We start from the raw sequence: 24,908 nt of genomic DNA, 5'->3' as shown, positions 1-24,908 counted from the left end.
TGGTTTAAAAAATAGACAATTTATAGAGATTTTGCGGTGGCATTATATAGCACTAGCACGAAATTTAACAAAAAAATTATTTTAATTATATTTCAACAACTTAAATCAAAATATTCGTAATCGATTTTCGCCAAAGCCACGCCAAACAAAAACCTTGAAGATTCACACTGCTTGATATAACCCAACAATCAAAAAAGCCCAAAGCAAACTTTGGGCTTTTGAACATTAAGTCAGGCTTAACGCTTGAATTTCTTTTCCGCTTTTTTAAATTTCTGAACATAACGACGCTTACGTGCCGCAACGCGTTCATCCACTTGAGATTTACGTCCTTCGAATGGGTTTTCAGAAGTTTTAAAGTCAATACGGACTGGTGTACCTTCAAGCTTGTATACTTTACGGAATACGTTTTCCAGATAACGACGGTAATCCGCTGGGGTCTTATCAACCTTGTTACCATGAATAACGATAGTTGGTGGATTTTGTCCCCCCATATGCGCATAACGCATTTTAATACGACGACCACTGATCATTGGCGGCTGATGCGCCTCAGTAGCATCACTTAAAATCTGGGTCAGTTTTGCAGGTGAAACTTTTAGGTTTGCCGATTCATAAGCACGATGAATCGAAGGATAAAGCTCGCCTACGCCTGTACCATGCAGGGCTGAAATCAAGTGAATTTTTGCCCATGGAATAAAGTCAAAACGACGTTCCACATCAAGTTTACATTGTTTACGATCATACTCGGTCATGTTGTCCCATTTGTTGATCGCAATAACCATGGCACGGCCTGCTTCAAGTGCATAACCAATCAAATGCAAGTCTTGTTCAACAATCCCTTCACGCGCATCGACCACCACGACCACCACATGCGCATCTTTCATGGCTTGCAGGGTTTTAACGATTGAGAATTTCTCAATCATCTCATCCACTTTACCTTTACGGCGTACACCGGCAGTGTCGATCAAGGTATATTGACGACCATCACGCTCATAAGGAATATAGATCGAGTCACGGGTTGTACCCGGCTGGTCAAACGCAACCACACGCTCTTCCCCGAGTAAACGGTTTACCAAAGTCGATTTACCCACGTTTGGACGACCAATAATGGCTAAACGCAAACCGGTATTTTTATTGTGCTCGTCCGGATTTTCATCTTCAGGCACTTCAGCCAACACTTCTTCAAGCATTTGCTGCACACCACGACCATGACTGGCCGCAACCTGCATCGGTTCGCCCATTCCTAGCTTGTAGAATTCAACTAACGCGGCTTCTGCATGTACCCCATCGACCTTGTTGGCCACCAGATGGACTTTTTTGCCCAATGTACGTAGCTCACGAGCAATTTGCTCATCTGAAGCCAATAAGCCAGCACGTGCATCCACCACAAACACAATAATGTCTGCTTCATGGATAGCCGTTTTTGACTGCTCAGCCATGTAAGAGTCAATGCCACCTTCATTCTCACCAATACCGCCCGTATCTACGACAATGAATGATTTATTTTGATAAACCGCATCGCCATATTTGCGGTCACGAGTTAAACCAGCGAAGTCAGCAACCAAAGCATCACGACTTTTGGTGATTTGGTTAAATAGCGTTGATTTTCCGACGTTTGGACGACCAATGAGCGCAATAACGGGTTTCATAAATTAACCTTAATTCAGACGAGCCATCGTTGATGACATCGTATCAGAAACAGTATGGAAGATTTTGGTGATCAAGTAATCACAATAAAAATTCGGGGTTTTGTTTAAACAAATACCCCGATCATTCTTTTATTAGCAATAGCTAATTGAGCATTTTAGCACAAGCTAAGGCAAAATTAACGATTCTGCCAAATGGTTAATGCACCTTTTCGTGTTGCAACATAAAGCTGGTTGTCAATCACACGCAATGAACGCACTTCACCACTGGTTTTGGCACGACCAATCAACTTGCCTGAAGCCGGATTAATCAGATGAAGTACACCATCCAAGTCACCCACCACCAGGTTTTGCCCCAACATCACAGGATTACTGAGCTGACGGTTTAACAGTTCTTCATTTTGCCAAACCAGCTCGCCAGTCGCCAAGTTATAAGCATTTAATTTACCATCGGTTGTGGTCACAAAGACTTTATCTCCGGCAACCTCAGCACTATTGGTACTGCTTGCATCTTCACTCCACACTACACGTTGTGAAGCAAGATCCGTGACGGTAACCTGACCCTGGAAGCTTGTCGTTACAAGGAATTGACCTGCAACAACGGGATCACCGACCACATCAATCAAACGCTGGATGTCTGAACGGCCGTCACTAATCGCAACACGGCGCTGGAAGCGAGGCACACCACTGATGATGTCTAGCGCATATACATAGGCATTTGCAGAACCAATCAACACGGTACGCTCATCCAAGCGCACAGGAGCGGGTTGACCACGTAAACTGAACTGTACATTTGGCAGTTTATACGCCCAGACTTGTTGACCTGTCACCGTATCATGCGCAAATACAGTACCATCGTTGGCAATCGTGATTACACGACCCGACTGGATCAGCGATGGAGACAGAATGGCACCTGACAGTTTTGCTGTCCACTTTTGCTCACCTGTCGCCTGATCTAAACCAAATAACTGTCCTTTACGATTGCCAATCACCACAATCCCTTCACCTGCTTCTACACCGGCAGTCAGTTCTTGTTTGGTAATCTTGCTTTTCCAAAGGCGTTCTTTACCTTTGTAAGCAGAAACCTGACCATCAGGGTCAATCGCGAAAATCACACCATTGTCCGTATCCAGTTGCAAACGCAAAGCTTCTGCAGCATTGGTAGACGAAACACTTTGTGAAAAAACAAGGTTTAAACTTTGTTCTTGCGTGATTTTTGGCAATGGATTTGGTTTTGCCTCTTTTACTTTATTGCTCGAACATCCAACAAGTAAAGCTGAAGCAATTGCAATTGCCAAAGGAAGTTTTAGTTTATTCTGCATTAAGACTCATCCACTTTGGTATCTAAGATCGGGCGCTCAAACTCAGGATCATCTACTAAAACGCCGACACTTTCGAGTTTAATTTGTAAAAGCTGACGCTCCTGTTTACGCTCGAGCAGGTTATCCCATGCACTTTGATACGCTTTACGAGCAGATGCGTTGTCTTTCTTCGCAACAAAAATATCACCGCGAAGTTCATCAGCAGTAGCCTTGAACGCAGGCTCTGTCACACCAGACAAGGTTTTTAACGCATCATCAAACTTGTTTTGTGCCAACTGTGCATCAGCCAAACGTAATTTAACAACCTGTAGCAAACCGGCATCTTTCACTTTTGAGTTTTCAACTTTCTTCAAGGCTTTTTCAGCAGCAGCATAGTCCTGCTTGTCATAGGCAAGCTTCGCCATAACAAATTGTGTCTGAATCGCCTGTGCAGAATCGGCATCTTCTTTCACAATTTTATCTGCAGCTTCAGACAAGCTTGCAAAGGCATTAGGCTGACCTGTGGCAGCTTTTGCCTCATCCATCAACTTTTGTACCTTTGCCGTCTGGTTCTGGGCTTCGGCAAGATTTTTCTTTTGCCAGTATTCCCATCCGAAAAAGGCAATCAAGGCAATGAGAATTCCGCTAATGATTGCAGAACCATATTTTTTGGCAAACGACTTTAAATTGTCGAGTTGTTCATCATCACTTAAACTCATGTGATTGTCCTTTTCCTAAATTTTTCAACTTATTGTTTAAATTTTTCGATAAAAAATGGCGTCAGTTCAGTCAAAGCAACTTGAGACTGTTCTGCAGTCGCCAATTCTTTAACAAGAAGCTGCTGTGATTCCCACTCGCGCTCACCCAAGATCATCGCAAAAATTGCACCCGACTGATCGGCCTTTTTCATTTGGCTTTTCATGCTGCCTTGTGAACCTGTTTTTAAACGGATCGGGCTATGAGCTGCTTCCAGCTGATCACGAATCTGTTCCGCCAAGACCAAAGCTTTGGCTTGATAAGCAGGTTCTGCGACTAAGAAGATTTCGCAATCACGTACTGCTTTGGCCTGTTCGACTTGCTCAAGTAACAGGAGCAAACGCTCCATTCCCATCGCAAAGCCAACCGCAGGAACCGACTGATCCGCCTTACCTTTTAACTGCCCCACCAGACCGTCATAGCGACCACCTGCACACACCGTGCCTTGTGAACCCAACATGGTGGTGGTCCATTCAAATACGGTTTTGTTGTAGTAATCCAAACCACGGACTAACTTCTGGTTAATCACAAACTCGATACCCGCATCAGTGAGGTATTGCTGTAGTTGCTGGAAGTGATTGATTGAATCTTCTTTGAGGAAATCATGCAACTTGGGTGCATTTTCCAGAATCTTTTGGGTTGACTCAATTTTAGAGTCCAGAATACGCAATGGGTTGGTGGTTAAACGACGTTGCGAATCTTCATCCAGAGCATCTTTGTGCTGATTTAAAAACTCAACCAATGCGGCACGGTATTCTGCACGTTCGTCGGTTTCCCCGAGTGTATTCAACTCAAGTTGAACCTTGTCCGCAACGCCCATACGCTTCCACAAACGTGCTGTCAGTAAAATCAACTCGGCATCGATATCGGGTGTTGCCACACCAAAGGTTTCCACACCAAACTGATGGAACTGGCGGTAACGGCCCTTTTGCGGTTTTTCATAACGGAACATCGGTCCCATATACCACACCCGTGGCGTCGCACCGCGCAACAGATTATGTTCAAGCAAGGCACGTACACAACCTGCTGTTCCTTCTGGACGTAGCGTCAGTGATTCAGGCGGATTCCCCTTGTCAAAAAAGGTATACATTTCTTTTTCAACGATATCGGTCGCATCGCCAATAGCACGTTTGAATAAACCGGTTTGCTCAACGATCGGTAAACGGATTTGTTGATAACCATAAGCATCCATTAAAGATGCAAGTTGTTGTTCCAGACTTCTCCAAGCCGCAGTTTGCGTTGGAAGGATGTCATTAAAACCTTTGATAGCGACGATTGAACTCATGATGAACTACGAATAATTTCTTTAGATTTTGCTTCTTCAAGCTCTTGAACACGTTGACGAACCATTGTTTCAATTTCATCAACCAACTGATTTGTGTCAATTAAATGGCTCTTTTCGCCATTACGGTACACCAGTGAACGCGGAGATGCCCCGACAATCCCGATATCCGCTTCTTTGGCTTCACCCGGACCATTCACCTTACACCCGATGACAGACAAGTCCATCGGCGTACGGATATCTTCTAAACGCTCTTCCAGTGCCTGCATCACCTGAATCACATTGAATTCCTGGCGTGAGCAGCTTGGACAAGCAATAAAGTTAATGCCGTTTGAGCGCAAGCCCAACGATTTTAAAATATCAAAACCGATTTTAATCTCGTCTTCCGGCTCGGCAGCAAGCGAGATACGCATGGTATCGCCAATGCCTTCCATCAATAATCCGCCAAGCGCAATGGCTGATTTCACCGTACCGGTACGATAAATGCCGGCCTCTGTGACACCGAGGTGTAATGGATTATCAATCTGTTGCGACAATAAGCGGTACGCATCCATGGTCAGGAACACATTCGAGGCTTTAACGCTGACTTTGAACTCATGAAAATCCAGACGGTCCAGAATATCGATATGACGCATCGCCGACTCAAGCAAGGCCTGACCTGTTGGCTCGCCATATTTCGCCTGTAAATCTTTTTCCAGTGAACCCGCATTCACACCGATACGGATTGAAATGCCATGATGTTTCGCCGCGGCAACCACTTCACGTACTTTTTGATCTGAACCGATATTACCTGGATTAATACGCAAACAGTCGGCACCATAATCTGCCACAGCCAACGCAATACGATGATCAAAATGAATATCCGCAACCAAAGGCACGCTCACACGTTTACGAATGGCACCAAATGCCTCTGCTGCTTCCATTGATGGAACAGAAACACGCATGATGTCTGCACCGGCATCTGCACAACGCTGGATTTGTGCGACGGTCGCATCGACATCACATGTTTCAGTATTGGTCATACTTTGAACACTAATCGGGGCATCACCACCGACATACACTGAACCGACACGGATTTTACGTGTTGGACGGCGTTTAATGGGGTTCACAATCATCGTATAGCTCTACTCTTTGTCATTAACGAGACAAACGGAATTCTGCTTTTCCATTGACGGTATATGGAGACAATGAAATCTGTTCCTGATTCAGGGTCAGGGATACCGCAGTCGCATCATCCAAACGAATCTGGAATGGCGACTGACCACTTAAATTCAATGTCGATGCCTGACGACCTGTTGCCAATACTTTACCCGTTGCATCCACAATATGCACAGAGGTTGGTCGGTTAAAGTTCAGGACTAATTGGTCACCAGATGTTGCTGCCGTTGTATTTCCACTCATGGGCAGAATTTCAACTTCAGAGTTTTTGATCTTTGGTACATCCGCATCATCCTTATGGCTTGATGTCCAATTCTGTACAGCCACGACCGCTAACCATGCCAATAATGCAACCGCCGCCACAATCGCAATGCGTTTTAACCATTTGCGGTTACGTACGCTTTTCGAACCTGATAATTTCCCCATGATTTTAATCGGAGAATTATTCAGGGCATGGCTGGCTTTAAGACCGGTATCATTAACATAGATTTCATCAAAACGCTGAATAATCGCGCTGGCGTCGGCATTTAAATGCTTGGCATAAGCACGATAATAACCTTTGATAAAGGTCGCTTCTGGCAATGACTTATAGTCATCTTGCTCTAATGCCGTCAAGGTTTTGACAGGCATGTTCAATACGTTTGCAATCTCTTCAATTTCTTTCTTTTGTGCAATACGAATTTGACGCAAATACTCACCAGGTCGTTGAATATTTCCTAACGCAGACGATGGCGAGGTTGAGCCAGTTGGCTGATGTGAATTTGGATTTATTTCCATACGGCCTCAGTACTGTACTGTAATTGCAAATAACGTTGATATTCTGGACTATCAGGAAATAAAGCGCGTAATTGATTGACTAACACTTGCATTCCTAACTGATCCGCATTTGCCCGAGCAATGCGTAAACCAATCCAAAGTGCACGAGCACCCTGGTTTTTCTGACCTACATTACGAACATATTGTTCGTATAGTTGCGATGCATCTCTATTATTTTGTTGCAAATAGAAAATTTCCGCTAACTCTAACATTGAAATTGTTGCGTTTCGATTCGCTTGTAGCGCCTGTTTGAATGATTTTTCAGCATTCATCACATCGCCAAGTTTTAAATAGATTCGCCCCAGGTTTTCCAGCGACTGAAAACGCTGATCATAACCCAGGGTTGCGCCCGCACGGGTAAATTGCTCAATGGCTTCATTATAGCGTTGCTGCTGGTACAAATATGTACCGTAATTATTACGCGCCTGAGCATTATCTGGTTCGGAGGAAATAGCACGCTTGAAATAAGGCTCCGCTTTTTCCATATTGGCGGCACTGCCTTCCTGTTGCAGCAGGATGCCCATCATCATGTTGGCATTGGCATCCCGGGAATTCAGTTTTAATGCCTGATCAAGCGAACGCTTGGCTGAATCCAGATCACGTGTACGAATATATTCTGCCGCAAGTTGCGTACGCACCTGCACCGCTTTTTCCGGATCTTTTTTTAATGTTGTAGATGGCGTCTGGCAAGCTGTTAAGCCAAGTAAAGTAAACACAACAGCTGTCGCTATAATCGTTTTTGATCGAGTTGTATTCAACGCTTTTTCCCCAAGTTTTATCCTTGTGTGCGCAATATTTCTTGTCGCTGCGCCACTTTCTTTTTCCACTGTTCAGCACGACGGGTTCGGTCAGCCACCTGTCCTACCAATTGTCCACACGCCGCATCGATATCATCGCCACGTGTCTGACGAATCGTACACACAAATCCGGCATCCGACAAAGTTTTTTGGAAGGCAATAATGCGGTTACGGCTCGAACGGCCATACGGCGCATGCGGGAACGGATTAAATGGAATCAGGTTGATTTTACTTGGTAAGTTTTTTAGCAATTTCAACAATTGCTGTGCATGCTCAGGTTGGTCATTGACCCCTTCCAGCATCACATACTCAATGGTGACATGTCGACGAGAGCTTTCGTTGCCATCTTTGCCCAAATAACGTTGGCAAGCTGCAATCAGTTGCTGTAACGGATATTTTTTATTGATCGGCACCAGCTCATTACGCAATTCGTCATTCGGTGCGTGTAATGAAATTGCCAGGGCAACATCAATGTCCTGCGCCAGTTGATCAATCTTGGGCACCACACCCGAGGTTGACAAGGTCACACGGCGTTTCGACATGCCATAAGCAAAGTCATCCAGCATCAACTGCATCGAACTGAGCACAGCATCGTAATTGAGTAAGGGTTCACCCATCCCCATCATCACCACATTGGTGACGGTACGTTCACGCTCAGCAACCGGCACTTCTTCCATATAGGAATAGTTCGCCATCCACAGCTGACCAATAATTTCTGCAGGGGTTAAGTCACGCTGGAAACCTTGCTTACCAGTAGAACAGAATGAACAATCGAGTGCACAGCCCACTTGTGAAGAAATACACAAGGTTTTACGCGCACCAGTTTTGTCATCTGCCGGAATCAGGACCGTTTCAACCAGCGAGCCCTCACCATCACCCACACGGAATACCCACTTACGGGTGCCATCTTTGGAATAGTTACGATGCACCACTTCAGGCGCTTTAATTTCACAGATTTTTTCTAATTTTTCACGTAATTTGCCCGAGATATTGGTCATCTCGGCAAAATCTGTCACAAAATATTGATGAATCCATTTCATGACCTGACCGGCGCGAAACTTTTTTTCGCCCAGATCTTCAAAGAATTTTTCCAGTTCAGCTCGAGACATGCCAAGTAAATTGACTTTATGCTCGGCAGCTTGAACGACAGGCGTAGTAACAGACTGTTGTTTTTCATCTAAATTTTCTGATGAAACGACCACTGCAGAACTCATGTATATTTACCTAAACAATATCAGCGCTAAAAAATACTGTGCATTATTTGCACAATACAATCAATAAGAAATAAAAAACCAGATAAGTAGTATACCACTTATCTGGCTCGAATACTTTGGATTAACGAGTGCGTGGGCAAATCTCGTTATCAGCAAAGAAGTAAGCGATTTCGCGCTCAGCAGAAGCAACTGAGTCAGAACCGTGCGCTGCGTTTTCGTCGATGCTTACAGCGAAGTCAGCACGGATTGTACCAGGAGCCGCTTCTTTCGGGTTCGTCGCGCCCAAGATATCACGGTGAGCAAGAACTGCGTTTTCGCCTTCAAGAACTGAAACAACCACTGGACCAGAAGTCATGAATGCAACGAGGTCAGCAAAGAAACCGCGTTCTTTGTGCTCAGCATAGAAACCTTCAGCATCAGCTTGAGAAAGGTGTTTCATTTTAGTAGCAACGATCTTCAAACCTGATTTTTCGAAACGAGCAAAGATGTCGCCGATGTGGTTTTTAGAAACTGCATCTGGTTTTACGATAGATAAAGTACGTTCAATCGCCATGATTGGCTCCTATTATGGTCTAAACTAAAAAATTTGCCGCATTATACCGATGTCATCGTTAATAATCAGCTTGAATATGCAAAAGTTCAGCGATTTCTGACGAATTTCTAACGAACTTCATCCAGCCAGGCCATTTGAATGGCTTCAAGCAAACCTTCCGTTGATTTAGTAGGGTCATCACTAAAGTCTGGTAAAGCACACACCCATGCATGTAGATCCGTAAATCGAATCCACTGTGGATCGACTTCTGGATGCGCTTCAGTGAGTTCAATCGCAATATCAATCGTATCTGTCCAGCGTAAGCCCATATAACAACCTGAATAAAAGTATGTGATTGAGCGTACTTTAACAAAACACCGGATTTAAGAGATAGTGTTGAAGTGCTAAATTGTCGCTAAAACACTTATATAATGCGTTATAAAATGAGATTAAGGCTCGGCGCCAGCAAAATGATTGCACTTGCAACGGAGGCCCCAATCATTGCACCGACAATGACATCGCTTGGATAGTGTAGCCCCAGAATCATCCGTGACAATGCGACCAAGATCGTAAACGGTAGCATCAGGATTAATAACAGGGGCTGGATATAACCCAAAGTGATGGTGACCATGACCGCATGTAAGGTATGGCCTGAAGGAAAACTGAAATGATCGAGCGGTCGCTCCCCCAAGACAATGACCTGATGCACCTGATAAGGTCTTGGACGGGTAGTTTTATGTTTTAAAAATTTATAAATCAAGGTGCCTACAGAACCTGCCCCGATCAGATACAATATCTGCACCCCATATGCCAGCCCGTGCATCGCCCAAACTGACAGCAACATGACATACCAAAAAGGTCCATCGCCCAAACGGCTGATCGTTTTAAAAAATAAAGCGACACGTTGCGACTGTGAAAGATGATTGAGATAAACACACCCTTTTAAATCGAGATCCAGCATTTTTATTTTTGCATTTTGAAATTTCATACTTTTTCTCCTCTTCAGGATTTAGGTCGGCGTCATGGGAGACTCCTCACGACCTGATAAAATGCGTGTTCTAATTGTTGTACCGGAAACTGCCAGCTGCTGTGTTGTACGCTTTCACTGGCCAATAAACCCATTTGTCTCAGTTGCGGTAGCGCAGGTAAATCACAAATGGATTGAATAAAATCCGTGGTCTCTCCAAGCTGGCTTAGCCATCCTGTAATCTCATGTCTGACATGTTGATGTGCACAGACATAGTCATAGGCCACGACAGCCAAACCACTGGCAATGGCTTCTAAAACCACATTCCCGAACGTATCGGCCTGACTGGCAAAGGTAAATACATCGGCACTGGCATAAGCCGCCGAAAGCGCTTTCCCGCTTAAGCTTCCCATAAAGATCACATCACTGGATTGCGCCATTTTACTCAGACGCGTCTGGTCCGGCCCTTCACCTACAATCACGAATTTAATATTTTCACCCTGTTGTGCCCGCAAGGCGTGGAAGCTCTTTATCAACACATCCACTTCTTTTTCAGGTGACAAACGCCCGACATATAGCATGACGCGGGTATCTTCATCAGCACCCCATTGTTGCCGCAACTGTGCTGAACGATGTTTCGGTGAAAACTTTTCCGTATCCACACCACGCCCGACCACCACCAAAGGACAGGTCACGCCAAAACCGCGTAAGGCCTGTTCGGTATATTGACTGGGTACGCAAGTGACATCGGTACTGTTATGGAACCAGGTCAGATAACGTTGAATCGGCTTGACCAGAAAAGCCAGATCAAAGAACCGGCTAAAGTCATGAAAGGCTGAATGGAAGCCGCTAGACACTGCGACTTTTCTCGATTTCGCTGCCTGCAAAGCGGTTAGACCCAATGGACCTTCAGTGACGATATGCACCACATCTGGCATAAATTTCTCAAAGGCTTTGGACACCTTGAGATATTGTGGCCAGCCAAACTGCACACTCGGATATTTGGGAATCGGCTGAGACATCACCAGACATTCCTGATCGGGATGGAATTCGGTACAGACTACTTTTTGTGTGGGACGTACCAGTAAAATTTTATGTCCAAGTCGCTGTAAGCCCTGACACAACTGCATCATGGATAAAGCCACACCATTAATTTCTGGTGGCCAAGTTTCAGTCACAATCGCGATACGGAGACGAGGACGAACCAGATCATGCAGTTCAGACAATTCATCTTGTTTATTTTTAAGTTGTTTCCTTTTGAAGTAAAATTTAAAATTTTCAGGAAACTCTTGCTTGAATAGAGATGTCGCGTATGTACTCTGCATATCGCCATCCATTTGTGTCGTTATTTTCATGCTTTTAGCTTATAAGCATTTTTTGACACTTTAATGATCAGTGTATGACAGTTTTTTGACAGTCTTAAAATAAAAAATGCCCAATTTCAACATCAAAATGGGCATCTCAAAATAGCACAGCATCTATCAGGCAAGCGGGTTATCTACCGCAAAAAGCTGCTGATCTTCTAAACGTAAAGCCACCAATTGTTGGCCCCAGACACAACCACCATCCACATTTTGAATTTGAGGACTAATGGTCTTGCCCTGTAATGCAGCCCAATGTCCAAAAATCAGCTGATGGGTTTGTGCAGCCTGACTTTCAAACTCAAACCACGGCTGAAAACCCGCTGGCATTGGCGCATCGAGCGCATCCTTAAATTCAAACTCCAGACGCCCTTCGGCATCAGTCAAACGCATACGCGTCAGATAATTGGTGATACAACGCAACCGCGCCATGCCTGTCAGCTCATCTGACCACAGATCAGGTTGAGAACCATACATTTCTGCCAGAAAAGCATCCAGCACCGAGAGATCTTCATGCGCAACAACCTGTTGTACTTCTTGTGCCAGTGCAACTGTCTTTTCAGCGCTCCAGATACAGGGTACGCCCGCGTGAGTAATCAAGGTGTGTTGATTTGGAGACAGACTTAAAGGCTGTTTACGTAGCCAGTCAATCAGCTCATCGCCATCAATTGCGTCAATCACTTCCTGGGTATGGTCTTTTTCTTTGGGTTTTTTAAAGCCACGCGCACAGGCAATCAAGGTCAGGTCATGATTACCCAACACCGTTGCAGCGGCCCCACGGTCAGCCAGCTTTTTAATAAAGCGTAAGGCACCGACCGAGTTTTCACCACGCGCCACCAGATCGCCAGCGAACCATAAAAAGTCTTGGTCGGGATCAAAGCGGATTTCTTTCAGTAACGCTTTCAGGGCTTCAAAACAGCCTTGCACATCACCAATGACATAGTTATAGCGCTTAGACATCAGACCACCATCTGGTCAGAAAGCGCCACAAAATCTGCCAGACTTAAGGTTTCCGGACGTGCCATCGGATCAACCCCTGCTTTTTCAAAGCCATCTTCCACCAGCATCCCTTTTAAGCTATTACGCAAGGTTTTACGGCGCTGGGTAAATACATGCCCCACCAAACGCGCTAAAGCTTTCTCATTTTTTGCCACAATCGGTTTGGTTTCGTATGGTTCTAAACGGAAAACTGCTGACGTCACTTTTGGCGGTGGGTTAAATGAGCCCGGTGGCACCTCAAACAAGAAGGTGGGCTTGCAGTAATACTGAATCATGACCGACAGACGACCATACTCTTTGGTATTTGGCGTTGCGGTAATACGGTCCACCACTTCTTTTTGCAGCATGAAGTGCATGTCTTTGACTTTGTCACCAAACTCCAAGAGATGGAACAACAGTGGTGTTGAAATATTATAAGGTAAATTCCCCACTACACGTAGTGGGCGGCCTTCCTGAAACAATTGAGTAAAGTCGTACTTCAAGGCATCTGCTTCAACAATGGTCAAACGCTCAGGATGTGGTACACGGCCTGGCAAGCCTGCTGCCAAATCACGGTCCAGTTCAACTACGGTCAACGCATCACACTCACCAATTAAAGGTGAGGTCAATGCTGCCAGACCAGGGCCAATTTCAACAATGTTTTCGCCCGCACGAGGATTCACTGAGCGTACAATTTTGGCAATCACACGTTGATCATGTAAAAAGTTTTGACCAAAACGTTTTCGAGCCTGATGCCCTTCATCTTTAGGGTTTAGGGCATTAATTTGATACATATATTTATACTCAATATTTGAAACTTAATTCCCCCCTCTTTTATAAAGAGGGGCTGGGGGAGATTCTTGCCAAATCAAGTGCTAAATCCACTGCAACATGCAAGCTCGATGCTTTTGCCTGTCCAGTGCCTGCAAGAGAGAGTGCCGTACCATGATCGACAGAGGTTCGAATAAATGGCAAACCTAATGTAATGTTTACTGCTTCACCAAAGCCCTGTGATTTTAACACAGGTAAGCCCTGATCGTGATACATCGCTAACACCGCATCTGCATCTTTGAGATTTTCCGGGGTAAACAAGGTGTCTGCTGGCAAGCTCAGGCTCATGTTCACGCCCTGCGCGCGGTAGCTTTCCAGCACAGGATTAATCACCTCAATTTCTTCACGACCTAAATAACCACCCTCGCCCGCATGCGGATTTAAACCACATACCAAGATACGCGGTGCAGAAATTTTAAATTTGGTTTTTAAGTCATGAATCAGGATATCAAGCACCTGATGTAAACGTTCTGGACTAATGGCAGCAGGCACATCGCGCAACGGTAAATGAGTCGTTGCCAGAGCCACCCGTAACGTTTTCGTCGCCAGCATCATCACCACACGATCCACACCAGCAAATTCCTGATAAAACTCGGTATGTCCGCTAAACGCGATGCCCGCCTCATTGATAATGGACTTTTGTACTGGCGCCGTGGCCACACCGACACTTTGTCCGGACATGGCATAATCAGCCGAACGGCGCAATTGTTCTAATACATAAGCCGCATTGGCAGAATCTAACTGCCCCAAAGTCACGGGTTTTGCTAAAGGCACATGTTCAACAAAGAGTTGTCCCTGCAAACTCGATGCTGCTTGTCCCTGATAAGCAACCAGTTCAATATTTAAACCGAGTAGATTGACACGTTGCTGCAACATTTCGATATCAGCCAATACCACCAGCGGACGTTCATCCACACGATCGGCAAGACTCAGACAAATATCTGGTCCAATTCCAGCAGGTTCACCTGAAGTGACATATAAAGGAAGCATATCTAGCGCCAGTCTTTTTGATTCCCTTCTAGTGTAACCAAAATCTAAAAGCAGCTATAGCCCTAGCTTTTTATAAATTCTGTTTAAAGGTCAGCAATAGCCCTTTATGACAGGACATATAGCCAAAATGTAATGGCTCTTCGTTAAAATCAGCACGGTCTTTGCCTAAACCATTGCTAAGCTCAGCCTTTATAAAGGTCAAAATATGAGTGTTGAAGTATTTAGTCTTCCGGTTTCCGTGGCAAATGAAACTCGGCATTTAACCAGCCGAGCACATGCGCAATTTCTGACAAGCAAATCAGGACCCCAGCAACCACACTAGCAATGGCCAGCCATTTCCACAGTTGGCGCTGAGTATGGGGAAAACGCTGTGTCGGGATGAATAAAAAAATCAGCCCACCAGCCAAATAAAGCAGATATGGAAAAGGAGTGAAATGCATAAACATGCTGACTAAAGCCACGCCGACCATTCCACTAAAACCGTAATAGATTCCAAACCCAGTGATCAGAATGAAATAAGTTGTGATTAGGCCGAACAGACAGCCCAATAGAAATTGTTTTACGCGTAGCATCATGAGTCTTTTTATTTGGATTCACGATCATAAAACATTATTTTACCCGTTCAATCAAGTTGATGGATCAGCGTTCAGGCAGCACAGCTTTAGACAGGTTCTGCGGGACAAGATTGGAAGGAACAAATTCGACTTTTCGTGTCCATGGATTCACTTTGGGCTGCGCCTTCTTCTCCGGCTGCGCCAAAGCCATTTCTTCTTTTTTTTCACTCAGGGCAACCGTACTTACTGCCTTGTCAGTAAGCGGATTGCTCAGCCCCTCTTTCCTGTCCACAGCAGGTACAACTTGCTGAGGCTGGGATTCTTTTTTCTCTACAGGTGCTGCGACGATGACATTGGCAGGTCGGGTATAAGGTGCAGCAATTGCACCCTGTTTCACAATCGTTTGCGTTGTATTTTGTTGCACCTGAGGCACTGGCGTTCCCCCCGTAACCGCTGAAGTGCCTTGTAAATTCATTTGATCAACTGGAATTTCAATCGCTTTCATTTCAGCGGTAACCGCCATTGCAGGATCAACATGGTCATTGCCCCGACTTTCCAGTACTTCAAGTTTACGGCTGGTGCCTTCTTTCGGCTGAAATTCAGAGTAATTGGTCACACTGGTTTGATCTATCCATTTATATAGTCGTCGCGCATTGGTTTGTGTCGCACAAACTCCCACTAATAATGTGACTACAACAATTTTTGTAGATAACGGCAACTTCATCAAATTCCCCGAGAGAAGAGGTAGATACTTCTATTTATTTCAAATGATTGGTATAAAAATGATAGGGGGATTCCAGTCCGCTCTCAAGATAAATAATAGACGAATCAACTCAGCGCATATTAGTTCCCAATTCAGTCACATTACAGCAATTTCTGGCTTCTCTAGTGTTTTTTTCTTGTGCATGGATATAAACTCATGTAGAATTCGGTCTCCTTTTGTTTGGACAGATTCCACCGTCCAAACCAACTATAATAGGTAGTGGTTTAAATGAAAACTCTCAGCGCTAAGCCAGCTGAAGTTCAACACGATTGGTATGTTGTTGATGCTTCTGGCAAAACTTTAGGTCGCCTTGCGACTGAAATCGCTCGTCGTTTACGCGGTAAGCACAAAACTTCTTATACTCCTCACGTTGACACTGGTGACTACATCGTTGTGATCAATGCTGAACACGTTCAAGTGACTGGTAACAAATCACTTGATAAGAAATACTATCGCCATACTGGTTTCCCTGGTGGTATCCGTGAGACTAACTTCGAGAAGTTAATTGCTCACAAACCTGAAGCTGTTTTAGAAAAAGCTGTTAAAGGTATGTTGCCAAAAGGTCCTCTTGGTTATGCAATGATCAAAAAAATGAAAGTGTACGCTGGTAGCGAGCATCCTCATACTGCTCAACAGCCACAAGTTTTGGACATCTAAGGGATACAGCACATGGCTACTAATTATGGTACAGGTCGCCGTAAGACCGCAACTGCACGTGTTTTCTTATCAGCTGGTACAGGTAAACTCGTAATCAACAATCGTACTTTAGAGCAATATTTCGGTCGTGAAACTGCTCGTATGGTTGTACGTCAGCCTTTAGAACTTTTAGAAGTTACTGAAAAATTTGACCTTTACATCACTGTTAAAGGTGGTGGTATTGGTGGTCAAGCTGGCGCTATCCGTCACGGTATTACTCGTGCATTGATCGCTGCTGACGAAAACTTAAAACCTGCTCTTCGTCAAGCTGGTTTCGTTACTCGTGATGCTCGTGAAGTTGAACGTAAGAAACTTGGTTTACGTAAAGCTCGTAAACGTCCTCAATTCTCTAAACGTTAATCGTTTTACGAATCGGACAAAAAAACCTCGGATTTTCCGAGGTTTTTTTATTGCCTATGATTTATTACTTCTTTTTAGAACAATCCATGACGGCATCGCCCATGCCATCCGCAGAAGCAAATTCGGTAACGGTACAGCCATTTTGCTGATAGCTTCGGGTAGATTTCGAAAATTGATGATCTTTCGGAATTGGCGCATTACAAGGTTGTCCGGTTTTTTCATGTACCATCTGAATCGGCCCATCATTAAACATGGTCACCTGACACCCCTTGACCACATACTGCTTTTTGATGCCACCATATGGTTGCCCACGAGCATCATCGGCCTCATCAGCAATCACTGCATCAGCTGCCGCCCCATCCTCGATTGAAGATACATTATGCTGTTCTAAGCCCTTAGGTGAACCCGCACAACCACCCAGTAACAACACACCACACAATACAATCAGGTAATCTGGCTTCATTCTATTTTCTCTCATTGAACTTATTGAATAATAAATCTATTCTGTAAGGCTCATATTATTAATGTTTAAGTGCTTTCCAACGTTAATTTTAGTATTCTAAACAGTCAATCAGAATTTTTTGGATTTATGTCTTTAGAAAATCCCCCAAGCCCTGTCCAAGGCATTACGCTTTATAGTCATGCAGATGATTTCCGTTCACACTGGATTCGCTTTTTGCTTGCTGAAAAACAAATCAAATATCAGCTCATTATCACCGACCACGAAGATGAGGATTTGGCTGATCTCAATCCCTACAATCAGCTCCCGATGTTGATTGAACAAAACCTGAAATTATTTTCAGCCAACGTGATTGCTGAATATCTGGATGACCGTTATCGCCAGAATAAGCTCTATGCCGATGCACCGATGGCCCGAGCAGAACAACGTCAATATATCTGGCGCTTTGAACAGGACTGGTTCAAACTGGCAGACCAAATGCTCAGACACGCCGACAGTCTGGACCTGAAACAAAAACAAAAAGCTCAAAAAGAACTCAGAGATACCCTAATTTCACTGACTCCACTGTTTCAGCATTTTCCTTTTTTCATGTCTGAAACTTTCTCGATCCTGGATTGTATGTTGGCCCCGATCTTCTTGCGCCTCAAAAGTATGGGGGTCGAATTACCGGCACAGCACTGCCGCCCCATTTTCTTGTATTGTCATCGTATCTTTAGCCGTCCATCTTTCATTAAATCAATGACAGCTCAAGAAAAAAACAGCTACAATGAATTGATTTCTACGATTTAATAAGTTTTTCAATTATGTCAGAGCAAATAACTTTTACGCCTACACGCCCATATCTTGCTCGTGCCATTTATGAATGGATTTGCGATAACCAGCTGACGCCTTATTTGTTAGTCGATGCAACCCAACCGCACACAGATGTTCCGCTACAATTTGTAAAAGATGGGCAAATTGTTTTGAACCTCGCACCGCATGCAGTGCATCAACTGCATATGAGTAATGATGCGATCACTTTCTCCGCCCGTTTTGGCGGTGTTGCCAAAGAAATTTATGTGCCTATCCGTGCCGTACTTGGAATTTATGCCAGAGAAAATGGACAAGGCCTATTCTTTGATCCTTCTGAATATGAAGATATGGAAGAAACTGCTGCACCAGAAACAGAACAAACCAAGCAAGAAGCAGAACCTACGAAAAAGAAACCTTCACTCAGAATTTTAGATTAAGCAAGGAGAGACACAATGGCATTTGACTTGGTTCAGTATTTTGCTGAACAGATTAAAATTCAAAAACCGCAGCTTTTTAGCCAATATTCTCCAAAAGAAAAACAGTCTTATATTGATGAAGTCAATATTTTAACTCTTGGACAATTAATCAGCTTATGGAAACAGAATCCCCAGAAACTTTATCAGGAAGTTCAAACCGCTGATCCGCTTTATATCCAAGAGATTGCTCGTCACCTGACCACCTCCCCGCATAATCAGTCTGAGCTTAAAGCGTCTGAACTCGAAAATAGTGTTTCGGAAGTACTGGCCTTACAACTGGCGGAGTTAAAACAACTTGACCAGACCGGCAGCTTCGGACAAACCGGACTGACCGAACTGTTAATGGGTCAAATTGAACATCTATCCGGTCAAGCGGAAGACTGGGTCTGGTCAACCAACCATTTGACAGAGTTACTGGGCTCCAAACCGGTTGTTCAAGAAGAGGTTTCTCTTGAAGCCACCATGCAGGAGTTTAACCAGATGGTAAATCAGGCCAAACCTGTGGCTCATGAGCCGCATGAAGCTGCTGATATTGTCCCGCCAGTGGTACCTGGCTGGGCCTATCTTGTTTCTCCTTTGGTCGCATTGGTCATTCTTATATTTTTGTATTGTTCATATTGCCAGTTAATCTCTGGCTGATTTGAGATAAGCCGATAAAGAAAGAATTAAATTCTTTCTTTATCATCATCTTAGTAAAAAATTAATCATTATTAAAATAATAATTCAAACTTTCTAATTAATAAATTTACATTTATTTACAATCCCAATTACATATTTATCTCAATTATTAATGTGAATAAAATCACACTAACAATTAATTATTCATCTTAATTAATATTTTTATTTGTTAATCTGACAAAAAATGTCAATTATTAGCACTGCTTAAATTTCAATTAATCTAAAGCATGATTGATTTAATAAAAGAGTTTCCTATAATAAATTTATCTACTTTTGAAAACTAATCAAAAACAAAAGTAGGGTATATATAAATTCATAAACAAAGATGTATCAGTAGAGATAAAATCATGGCTAAAATTTCATTAGAAAGCTTAACAAATATTGATGGGTTCGTTGCAGCAGCATTAGTAGATACAGAAAGCGGTTTGGCGCTAGCAACACAAGGTGGGGGTTCACTGGATTTAGAATTGGCAGCTGCTGGTAATACCGAAGTTATCCGCGCCAAACGCCGCGTAGCCAACTCATTGAAACTTAACGATGATATTGAAGATATCCTGATCACCTTAGGTAAGGCATATCACTTGATCCGTCCACTTGAAAGCAATGGCAATTTGTTCCTTTATCTTGTTTTAGACCGTACCAAATCAAATCTTGCCATGGCACGTCACGAACTTAAAACCTTCGAAAAAGAGTTAGATTTTGCTTAATTCTTAATTTAAAAATATTTAATATATTAGGTTTCTTGTATATATTTCTATTTTATTTATTCATTATCATAAAATAGAAATAATACAAGTTTCCTATTATTAGCCTTTAGTATAATGGCTATTTTTTGCAGTCCAATATTTTAAAAACATTAAAGTGATACTATGAATGGACATTGCATTAATATCGCAATTTCAGGTATAAGTTTAAAAGTTTCAGATGAATTAAAAATAGAACTTAGAAAAACCATACCCCATGAGTTTGGCATTAACTGGATCAATATTGCCGATCCGAATATCGATTTATTATTAATAAATGAAAATTTCTTCGAAACAGAAGGCATTCAACGTATTTTAGAACAAAAACAACTTCCCTGCTTAAAGGTAGCGAAAGGTGAAGGCTCAGATCATATAGAACAACACAATACCTTATATTTACCTTTTCAGCATACAGATGCATTAAAAAACTGGATTCAGCTTCGCCTGCTGAGTTATCTCTCTCAGCAACAATCCCAGCAGCCCAAGACCGAAACCGTTTCAACCCACAATGCAATCAATGAAAAGTATTTGACTGCAATGCTTAATCCGGAGAATGCCAGACTACATCTTTTTGATGATCATGGGACATTGGCCATCATTGATACACGGAGTCAAATTGCCTGGCTAGAGCCGACACGTATTCATACCAAAACCAACCACAGCTTTAAATATGAATTTGCTACCACCTCCAATTTCACTAAAGTCTCTCGTAAAGTGGAATACAACTTACAGGACTGGGTCTGGAATCTGTTCTGGCACTCTATGGAGTTCCAGCGACTGGCACCCAATGAAAACGAGTACTATAAAATCGAATACTGGCCACAGCCAGCTCAAAGCGAAGGTCGTAAAACGGCCCTTCTGCTTTCGGCCTGCTTTATACAAGGCGCTCAGCTTTATCAAGTTGCCACACAGTTAAAACTCCCGATTCAAACGGTTCAACAATTTATCGCTGCCTGCATGATTTCGAACAACGGCGGCATTATTCCGGCTTCAGAAAGTCATTACTTAAAAACAGAAGCTGAAGAACAAACAATTGAACAAAAAGGTTTTTTAAATAAATTTTTCGGCAAAATCAGACGCCGCTTTGGGCTTTAAGGAATACTATGATTCTCCAACAATATAAAATTGTCTTTGCAGGAAGCATGGGCGCAGGAAAAACCGAAGCGATTAAATCGCTTTCAGAAATTCCTGTGCTTGCGACTGAAGCATTAAATACAGACAGCCAGGCCCATAACAAGATGCAAACCACGGTGGGTATTGATTATGGTGAAATTACGCTGGATGACGGGGTAAAGATCGGCTTGTACGGTACACCGGGTCAGTCACGTTTTGATTTTATCTGGCCGGTGATCTGTCAGGGTGCCTTGGGCGTTATTTTACTGGTCGACCATAACAGCAAAGTGCCGATTGAAGAACTCGAAGCCTATCTGGAAACCTTTAAAGATTACACCCAGAATATTTCGATTGGCATTACCCATGTCGATGAAAATAAAGAACAGCCGACTACGATCTATCGGGACTGGTTAATTCAGAATGATTACCAGTATCCGCTTTTCTTTATTGATGCGCGTAAACAAGAGCATATCTTGCTCATGATTGAATCTCTCATTGCAGCATTAGAAGTCAATTTAAAAGCAACAAATTAATTACTTTATAAAAGAGAAGAATTATGTTCAGTATTCCCAGTCAGCAACGTACCGCACCGAAAGAGCTGATCCAGTTTGCCAAGGCTCAAGCCAATGATATTCTGATGAATATTCGAGGAGTGGATTATATTATGCTCTGCTCAACAGACGGGTTTGAACTCGCGGCAATTTATAAGAAAAACCCGTATAACAGTACCAAGCTGGCTGCTGTCAGTAGTTCAATTCTGGCGATGGTCACGGCCTTTCTGAATGAAATTCAGTTAACCGGATGTCAAAGTATTACACTGGATGCTGAAAATGGTAAGGCGATTCTGACCTCTATCCCGGCCCCGCATCATCCGATGGTTATGGTGACCTTAAGTAACAAGGACGTATTACTAGGCCAACTTCTTTATAGTCTAAAGCAGGCCAGTACGGCGATTTCCGAAGCAGATCAAGCCTAAACACCTCATAAAATAACTGATCTGACAGGATGCAATCCTTGTCAGATTTTTTTCATTTAAAAATCGTATCATTTGCTTTACTTCTTCATTTTCGTTTACGAACACTTGTATATTTTTATAAAATCCCCACCCTCTTCTTTCACCAAAAATATTGATAACAATAAATGAGATATGATTTTTTGAAACATCAGATGAATGGTCGTAAATTTAAATGATTTAGCAATACTTTTTCATTATTATAATTTTCGAACAATTAACGATCATAAAATTTTCATAAATGAATAATTTTAATAACACATCTCGTTTTTGTTCCAACATAATGAGCACGATGGAGAGAAAAATGAAGCTGAAAAGCTTAAAACTCGGCGCAGGGGTTGCGTTATTGATTAGTGGTTTTTCGAGTCAGCAGGCAATGGCTGATTCCTATGTTTTTGTAACCAATACCACACCGCAAACGGTATCGGTACAAGTCAATCAGACGGGCGCGGCCTTACAGCAAGGCAATGAATGGGCACAGGAAGCCACACAAATTGCCCCTTATGAAACCAAACGTATTTTAAGGATCAACCGTTATACCGGAATCAAATCCGGTAAAACCTATAATTTTGATACTGTCGTCAGCAGCGGCAACTCACAAGTGACTTTAAAACAGACCATGACTGGCACCTGGTCTGGCAGTAACATTCAGCATGGCATCCAAACCGCGACGGCAACATCGCCTTGGTATTCAGACCGTAATGTTCATCGGATTAATACCACTTATGCAGGTTTATCCGCTCAGGCTGCGGTAAAAGCCGAATATACCGGCGGTTATGATGACTTCCACTACACCATTCATCAAAATACCGTTCCAGAACCGGTTTCAGCCAGTGCCGATGAACTCAAAGTCCTGACGTATAATATCTATGCCCTGCCTATGGTGGCGAGTAAAATTAGCGAACGTCTGGCGGAATTACCGAATCATCTAAACGGTTACGATGTGATTATGATGCAGGAAGCCTTTGCCTCTTCACGCACAGACATGTTGAATCAACTGGCACAACAATATCCGTATCAAACCCATATTCCTGTCGGTTCGGGCTATAACCTGTTTGACAGTGGTCTGGTGATCGTCAGCCGTTATCCGATCGTGAAAACAGCACAATTGATTTATCCGGACTGTACCGGTACCGACTGCTTTGCCGATAAAGGCGTACTCTATGCTGAAATCATTAAGAATGGTAAGGCCTATCATGTGACATCAACCCATACCGCATCTTTTGATACCGATGCAGCACGCGCATTACGCCAGACCCAGTTCAAACAGATTCGTCAATTGGTCAATCAACAAAATATTCCAAGTTTTGATGCCGTGCTGATGGGCGGAGATTTTAATGTCAATAAACTGTTATGGCCGCAAGATTACCAAGACATGCTGACCAACCTGAATGCAAACGCTGCACCAAGCACAGGTTATACCGCTTCGACCTTTGATCCACGTGTGAATAAGCTGGCAGGGGCTGCAGGTTCTGGCGGTTCAAATGTTGAATATCTGGACTATATTGTGGCGTCCAATAACCATCGTCAGCCCACACAGTCGCGTAACGATGTGCGTATTCTGCGCAGCACGGCTGACTCCCTGTTCATGACCTGGGATCTCTCAGACCATTTCCCGGTGATGGGTCAATTTAATTACACGCCATAAACGGAATGCGGTATGAATAAAAGACTATTGCTGACAATGCTTATTGTTGTCGTGGTCTTGGTTGCGATTGTAGTCTGGAAGAGCACCGCCTCTTCCGCTGCAGTCCAGCACACCAAATCCACCTCTTCATCTCAGGATTCATCAACACAGATGAGTGATGACCCCATGTCCAATAAAAGCAAGGATGAAATTTTTCAGGACTCGCTCTTAAAACAACTCAAGAATTTACAGCAGCACCCCGGCAATATCACTGAATTTCTAAACGAGTTTAAAGCCAGTTGCCCTGTCTCTGACTGTAATGCAGCGATTGCAAAAGCTTTGGCCAGTTATCCCGACCAGAATTTTGCAGCTTTGGTTGCGAATCTGTTGAAACGGATTCCTCAATATGAACAGCAGATGCAAAATACAGTCTTATCAACATCTTTATCGCCAAAAGAACGTTTTGATGCATTGTGGAAACTCAGGGAGCAGACATTAGGCCAAGCCGAAGCCATGCTTGGCTTTGGGCAAGAACGACAGTATGCAAATTATCATTTTGCCTATCATGATCTGGCACAGAAACAGAATCTGAGTGCTGAACAACGTTTAAAAGCCTTTGAAAAGCTGCAACAGCAATATCCTGCTGCAACTCAGCAGGAAAGCAAGATCGGACAATATCAACAAGCCGTGAATCTACTCAAGCAAGGCTCACACAACCCGGCAGAAACGGCACGTTTAAAGCAGCAATTACAGCAGCAATATTTAACCGAGCAGCAACGCCAACAGGTTCAGCAAAGAGAACAACAGGAGGCTCGACAACAACAGCAAGTCAATCAATATCAGCAGGCCTTGCAGCAGTTACAACAAGAAATGCAACCGCTGAAAGCACAGCTTTCAGAAGCCGAATGGCAACAGCAGTATCAAAGCCGTTTAGAGAGTTTACGCTTGAAAATGTTCCCTTAAATCGCTTGAACCCAAGCGATGGCAGGTCGCAAGGGTTCAATCAAG

29 protein-coding genes are annotated in these 24,908 nt (G+C 43.4%); 11 read left to right on the top strand and 18 right to left on the bottom strand.

What is annotated here, in order from left to right; genetic code table 11:
* Positions 1–236: 236 nt before the first annotated feature.
* The 17 genes from der to ACNQO6_RS04320 all read right to left on the bottom strand — a co-directional run bounded on the left by der (position 237) and on the right by ACNQO6_RS04320 (position 15,904).
* Complete coding sequence (gene der / locus ACNQO6_RS04400; RefSeq protein WP_005226795.1) at positions 237–1,646, bottom strand: ribosome biogenesis GTPase Der; 1,410 nt, start codon at positions 1,644–1,646, stop codon at positions 237–239.
* A gap of 176 nt (positions 1,647–1,822) precedes the next feature.
* Positions 1,823–2,965, bottom strand: coding sequence for an outer membrane protein assembly factor BamB (bamB, locus tag ACNQO6_RS04395; protein WP_343580841.1), 1,143 nt, complete (start codon positions 2,963–2,965; stop codon positions 1,823–1,825).
* Positions 2,965–3,663 carry a YfgM family protein gene (locus tag ACNQO6_RS04390; protein ID WP_343580842.1) on the bottom strand — a complete coding sequence of 233 codons (699 nt, stop codon included), beginning with the start codon at positions 3,661–3,663 and terminating at the stop codon, positions 2,965–2,967. The genes bamB and ACNQO6_RS04390 overlap by 1 nt, the downstream gene beginning before the upstream one ends.
* A gap of 29 nt (positions 3,664–3,692) precedes the next feature.
* Positions 3,693–4,985 carry a histidine--tRNA ligase gene (gene hisS / locus ACNQO6_RS04385; RefSeq protein WP_440208205.1) on the bottom strand — a complete coding sequence of 431 codons (1,293 nt, stop codon included), beginning with the start codon at positions 4,983–4,985 and terminating at the stop codon, positions 3,693–3,695.
* Complete coding sequence (gene ispG, locus ACNQO6_RS04380) at positions 4,982–6,097, bottom strand: flavodoxin-dependent (E)-4-hydroxy-3-methylbut-2-enyl-diphosphate synthase (protein WP_005259644.1); 1,116 nt, start codon at positions 6,095–6,097, stop codon at positions 4,982–4,984. The genes hisS and ispG overlap by 4 nt, the downstream gene beginning before the upstream one ends.
* A gap of 22 nt (positions 6,098–6,119) precedes the next feature.
* On the bottom strand, positions 6,120–6,917 hold the full coding sequence (locus ACNQO6_RS04375) for a helix-turn-helix domain-containing protein (protein WP_440208204.1): 798 nt from the start codon (positions 6,915–6,917) through the stop codon (positions 6,120–6,122).
* The gene (gene pilW / locus ACNQO6_RS04370) at positions 6,908–7,714 is read right to left on the bottom strand and encodes a type IV pilus biogenesis/stability protein PilW (protein ID WP_440208203.1); all 807 of its coding nucleotides are present in this window, start codon (positions 7,712–7,714) and stop codon (positions 6,908–6,910) included. The genes ACNQO6_RS04375 and pilW overlap by 10 nt, the downstream gene beginning before the upstream one ends.
* A gap of 17 nt (positions 7,715–7,731) precedes the next feature.
* Positions 7,732–8,967, bottom strand: coding sequence for a 23S rRNA (adenine(2503)-C(2))-methyltransferase RlmN (gene rlmN / locus ACNQO6_RS04365; protein WP_009513049.1), 1,236 nt, complete (start codon positions 8,965–8,967; stop codon positions 7,732–7,734).
* A gap of 121 nt (positions 8,968–9,088) precedes the next feature.
* Positions 9,089–9,520, bottom strand: a complete 432-nt coding sequence (gene ndk, locus ACNQO6_RS04360; protein ID WP_004775629.1) for a nucleoside-diphosphate kinase — start codon at positions 9,518–9,520, stop codon at positions 9,089–9,091.
* A gap of 107 nt (positions 9,521–9,627) precedes the next feature.
* Positions 9,628–9,828 carry a Fe-S cluster assembly protein IscX gene (gene iscX / locus ACNQO6_RS04355; RefSeq protein WP_004775630.1) on the bottom strand — a complete coding sequence of 67 codons (201 nt, stop codon included), beginning with the start codon at positions 9,826–9,828 and terminating at the stop codon, positions 9,628–9,630.
* Positions 9,829–9,935: 107 nt separating this feature from the next.
* Entirely contained in the window at positions 9,936–10,487 is a 552-nt protein-coding gene (locus tag ACNQO6_RS04350) for a phosphatase PAP2 family protein (RefSeq protein ID WP_440208202.1), read from the bottom strand.
* 32 nt (positions 10,488–10,519) lie between these two features.
* Complete coding sequence (locus ACNQO6_RS04345; RefSeq protein WP_440208364.1) at positions 10,520–11,791, bottom strand: glycosyltransferase family 4 protein; 1,272 nt, start codon at positions 11,789–11,791, stop codon at positions 10,520–10,522.
* 156 nt (positions 11,792–11,947) lie between these two features.
* Entirely contained in the window at positions 11,948–12,787 is an 840-nt protein-coding gene (locus ACNQO6_RS04340) for a symmetrical bis(5'-nucleosyl)-tetraphosphatase (protein ID WP_440208201.1), read from the bottom strand.
* Positions 12,787–13,599 carry a 16S rRNA (adenine(1518)-N(6)/adenine(1519)-N(6))-dimethyltransferase RsmA gene (gene rsmA / locus ACNQO6_RS04335; protein WP_199949592.1) on the bottom strand — a complete coding sequence of 271 codons (813 nt, stop codon included), beginning with the start codon at positions 13,597–13,599 and terminating at the stop codon, positions 12,787–12,789. Before rsmA ends, ACNQO6_RS04340 begins: the two co-directional genes overlap by 1 nt.
* Positions 13,600–13,639: 40 nt before the next feature.
* Positions 13,640–14,626, bottom strand: a complete 987-nt coding sequence (gene pdxA, locus ACNQO6_RS04330) for a 4-hydroxythreonine-4-phosphate dehydrogenase PdxA (RefSeq protein ID WP_440208200.1) — start codon at positions 14,624–14,626, stop codon at positions 13,640–13,642.
* A 221-nt stretch (positions 14,627–14,847) separates the two neighbouring features.
* Complete coding sequence (locus ACNQO6_RS04325; protein ID WP_440208199.1) at positions 14,848–15,201, bottom strand: hypothetical protein; 354 nt, start codon at positions 15,199–15,201, stop codon at positions 14,848–14,850.
* A gap of 64 nt (positions 15,202–15,265) precedes the next feature.
* Positions 15,266–15,904, bottom strand: a complete 639-nt coding sequence (locus ACNQO6_RS04320; protein WP_440208198.1) for a hypothetical protein — start codon at positions 15,902–15,904, stop codon at positions 15,266–15,268.
* A gap of 267 nt (positions 15,905–16,171) precedes the next feature.
* On the opposite strand from ACNQO6_RS04320, the gene rplM reads away from it, so the two are divergent.
* Both rplM and rpsI read left to right on the top strand, forming a co-directional pair.
* Positions 16,172–16,600 (top strand): 50S ribosomal protein L13, encoded by a 429-nt coding sequence (gene rplM, locus ACNQO6_RS04315; protein ID WP_004664909.1) that lies wholly within the window; start codon positions 16,172–16,174, stop codon positions 16,598–16,600.
* Positions 16,601–16,612: 12 nt separating this feature from the next.
* Positions 16,613–16,999, top strand: coding sequence for a 30S ribosomal protein S9 (gene rpsI / locus ACNQO6_RS04310; RefSeq protein WP_004775642.1), 387 nt, complete (start codon positions 16,613–16,615; stop codon positions 16,997–16,999).
* 64 nt (positions 17,000–17,063) lie between these two features.
* Here rpsI and ACNQO6_RS04305 read toward each other — a convergent pair whose 3' ends face one another.
* Positions 17,064–17,462 (bottom strand): hypothetical protein, encoded by a 399-nt coding sequence (locus ACNQO6_RS04305; RefSeq protein WP_440208197.1) that lies wholly within the window; start codon positions 17,460–17,462, stop codon positions 17,064–17,066.
* A 126-nt stretch (positions 17,463–17,588) separates the two neighbouring features.
* Between ACNQO6_RS04305 and ACNQO6_RS04300 the strand changes: the two genes are divergently transcribed.
* The 9 genes from ACNQO6_RS04300 (at position 17,589) to ACNQO6_RS04260 (ending at position 24,863) form a co-directional block, all read left to right on the top strand.
* Entirely contained in the window at positions 17,589–18,248 is a 660-nt protein-coding gene (locus ACNQO6_RS04300) for a glutathione S-transferase N-terminal domain-containing protein (RefSeq protein WP_440208196.1), read from the top strand.
* Positions 18,249–18,262: 14 nt separating this feature from the next.
* On the top strand, positions 18,263–18,688 hold the full coding sequence (locus ACNQO6_RS04295) for a ClpXP protease specificity-enhancing factor (RefSeq protein ID WP_005226757.1): 426 nt from the start codon (positions 18,263–18,265) through the stop codon (positions 18,686–18,688).
* A gap of 15 nt (positions 18,689–18,703) precedes the next feature.
* Entirely contained in the window at positions 18,704–19,366 is a 663-nt protein-coding gene (locus ACNQO6_RS04290) for a hypothetical protein (protein WP_150954720.1), read from the top strand.
* A 386-nt stretch (positions 19,367–19,752) separates the two neighbouring features.
* Positions 19,753–20,112, top strand: a complete 360-nt coding sequence (locus tag ACNQO6_RS04285; RefSeq protein ID WP_004775651.1) for a hypothetical protein — start codon at positions 19,753–19,755, stop codon at positions 20,110–20,112.
* 162 nt (positions 20,113–20,274) lie between these two features.
* Positions 20,275–21,243: a hypothetical protein gene (locus tag ACNQO6_RS04280; protein ID WP_440208195.1), complete on the top strand. Its 969-nt coding sequence runs from the start codon at positions 20,275–20,277 to the stop codon at positions 21,241–21,243.
* 8 nt (positions 21,244–21,251) lie between these two features.
* Complete coding sequence (locus ACNQO6_RS04275; RefSeq protein WP_343581025.1) at positions 21,252–21,794, top strand: GTP-binding protein; 543 nt, start codon at positions 21,252–21,254, stop codon at positions 21,792–21,794.
* Positions 21,795–21,817: 23 nt separating this feature from the next.
* On the top strand, positions 21,818–22,237 hold the full coding sequence (locus ACNQO6_RS04270) for a roadblock/LC7 domain-containing protein (RefSeq protein WP_343581023.1): 420 nt from the start codon (positions 21,818–21,820) through the stop codon (positions 22,235–22,237).
* Between the two features lie 340 nt (positions 22,238–22,577).
* The gene (locus tag ACNQO6_RS04265; RefSeq protein WP_440208194.1) at positions 22,578–23,921 is read left to right on the top strand and encodes a sphingomyelin phosphodiesterase; all 1,344 of its coding nucleotides are present in this window, start codon (positions 22,578–22,580) and stop codon (positions 23,919–23,921) included.
* Between the two features lie 12 nt (positions 23,922–23,933).
* The gene (locus tag ACNQO6_RS04260) at positions 23,934–24,863 is read left to right on the top strand and encodes a lipase secretion chaperone (protein ID WP_440208193.1); all 930 of its coding nucleotides are present in this window, start codon (positions 23,934–23,936) and stop codon (positions 24,861–24,863) included.
* Positions 24,864–24,908: the final 45 nt, after the last annotated feature.

The sequence above is a fragment of the Acinetobacter calcoaceticus genome (assembly GCF_051947995.1).
Classification (GTDB): Bacteria; Pseudomonadota; Gammaproteobacteria; order Pseudomonadales; family Moraxellaceae; genus Acinetobacter.
This window is presented reverse-complemented; position numbering and strand designations above follow the sequence as displayed.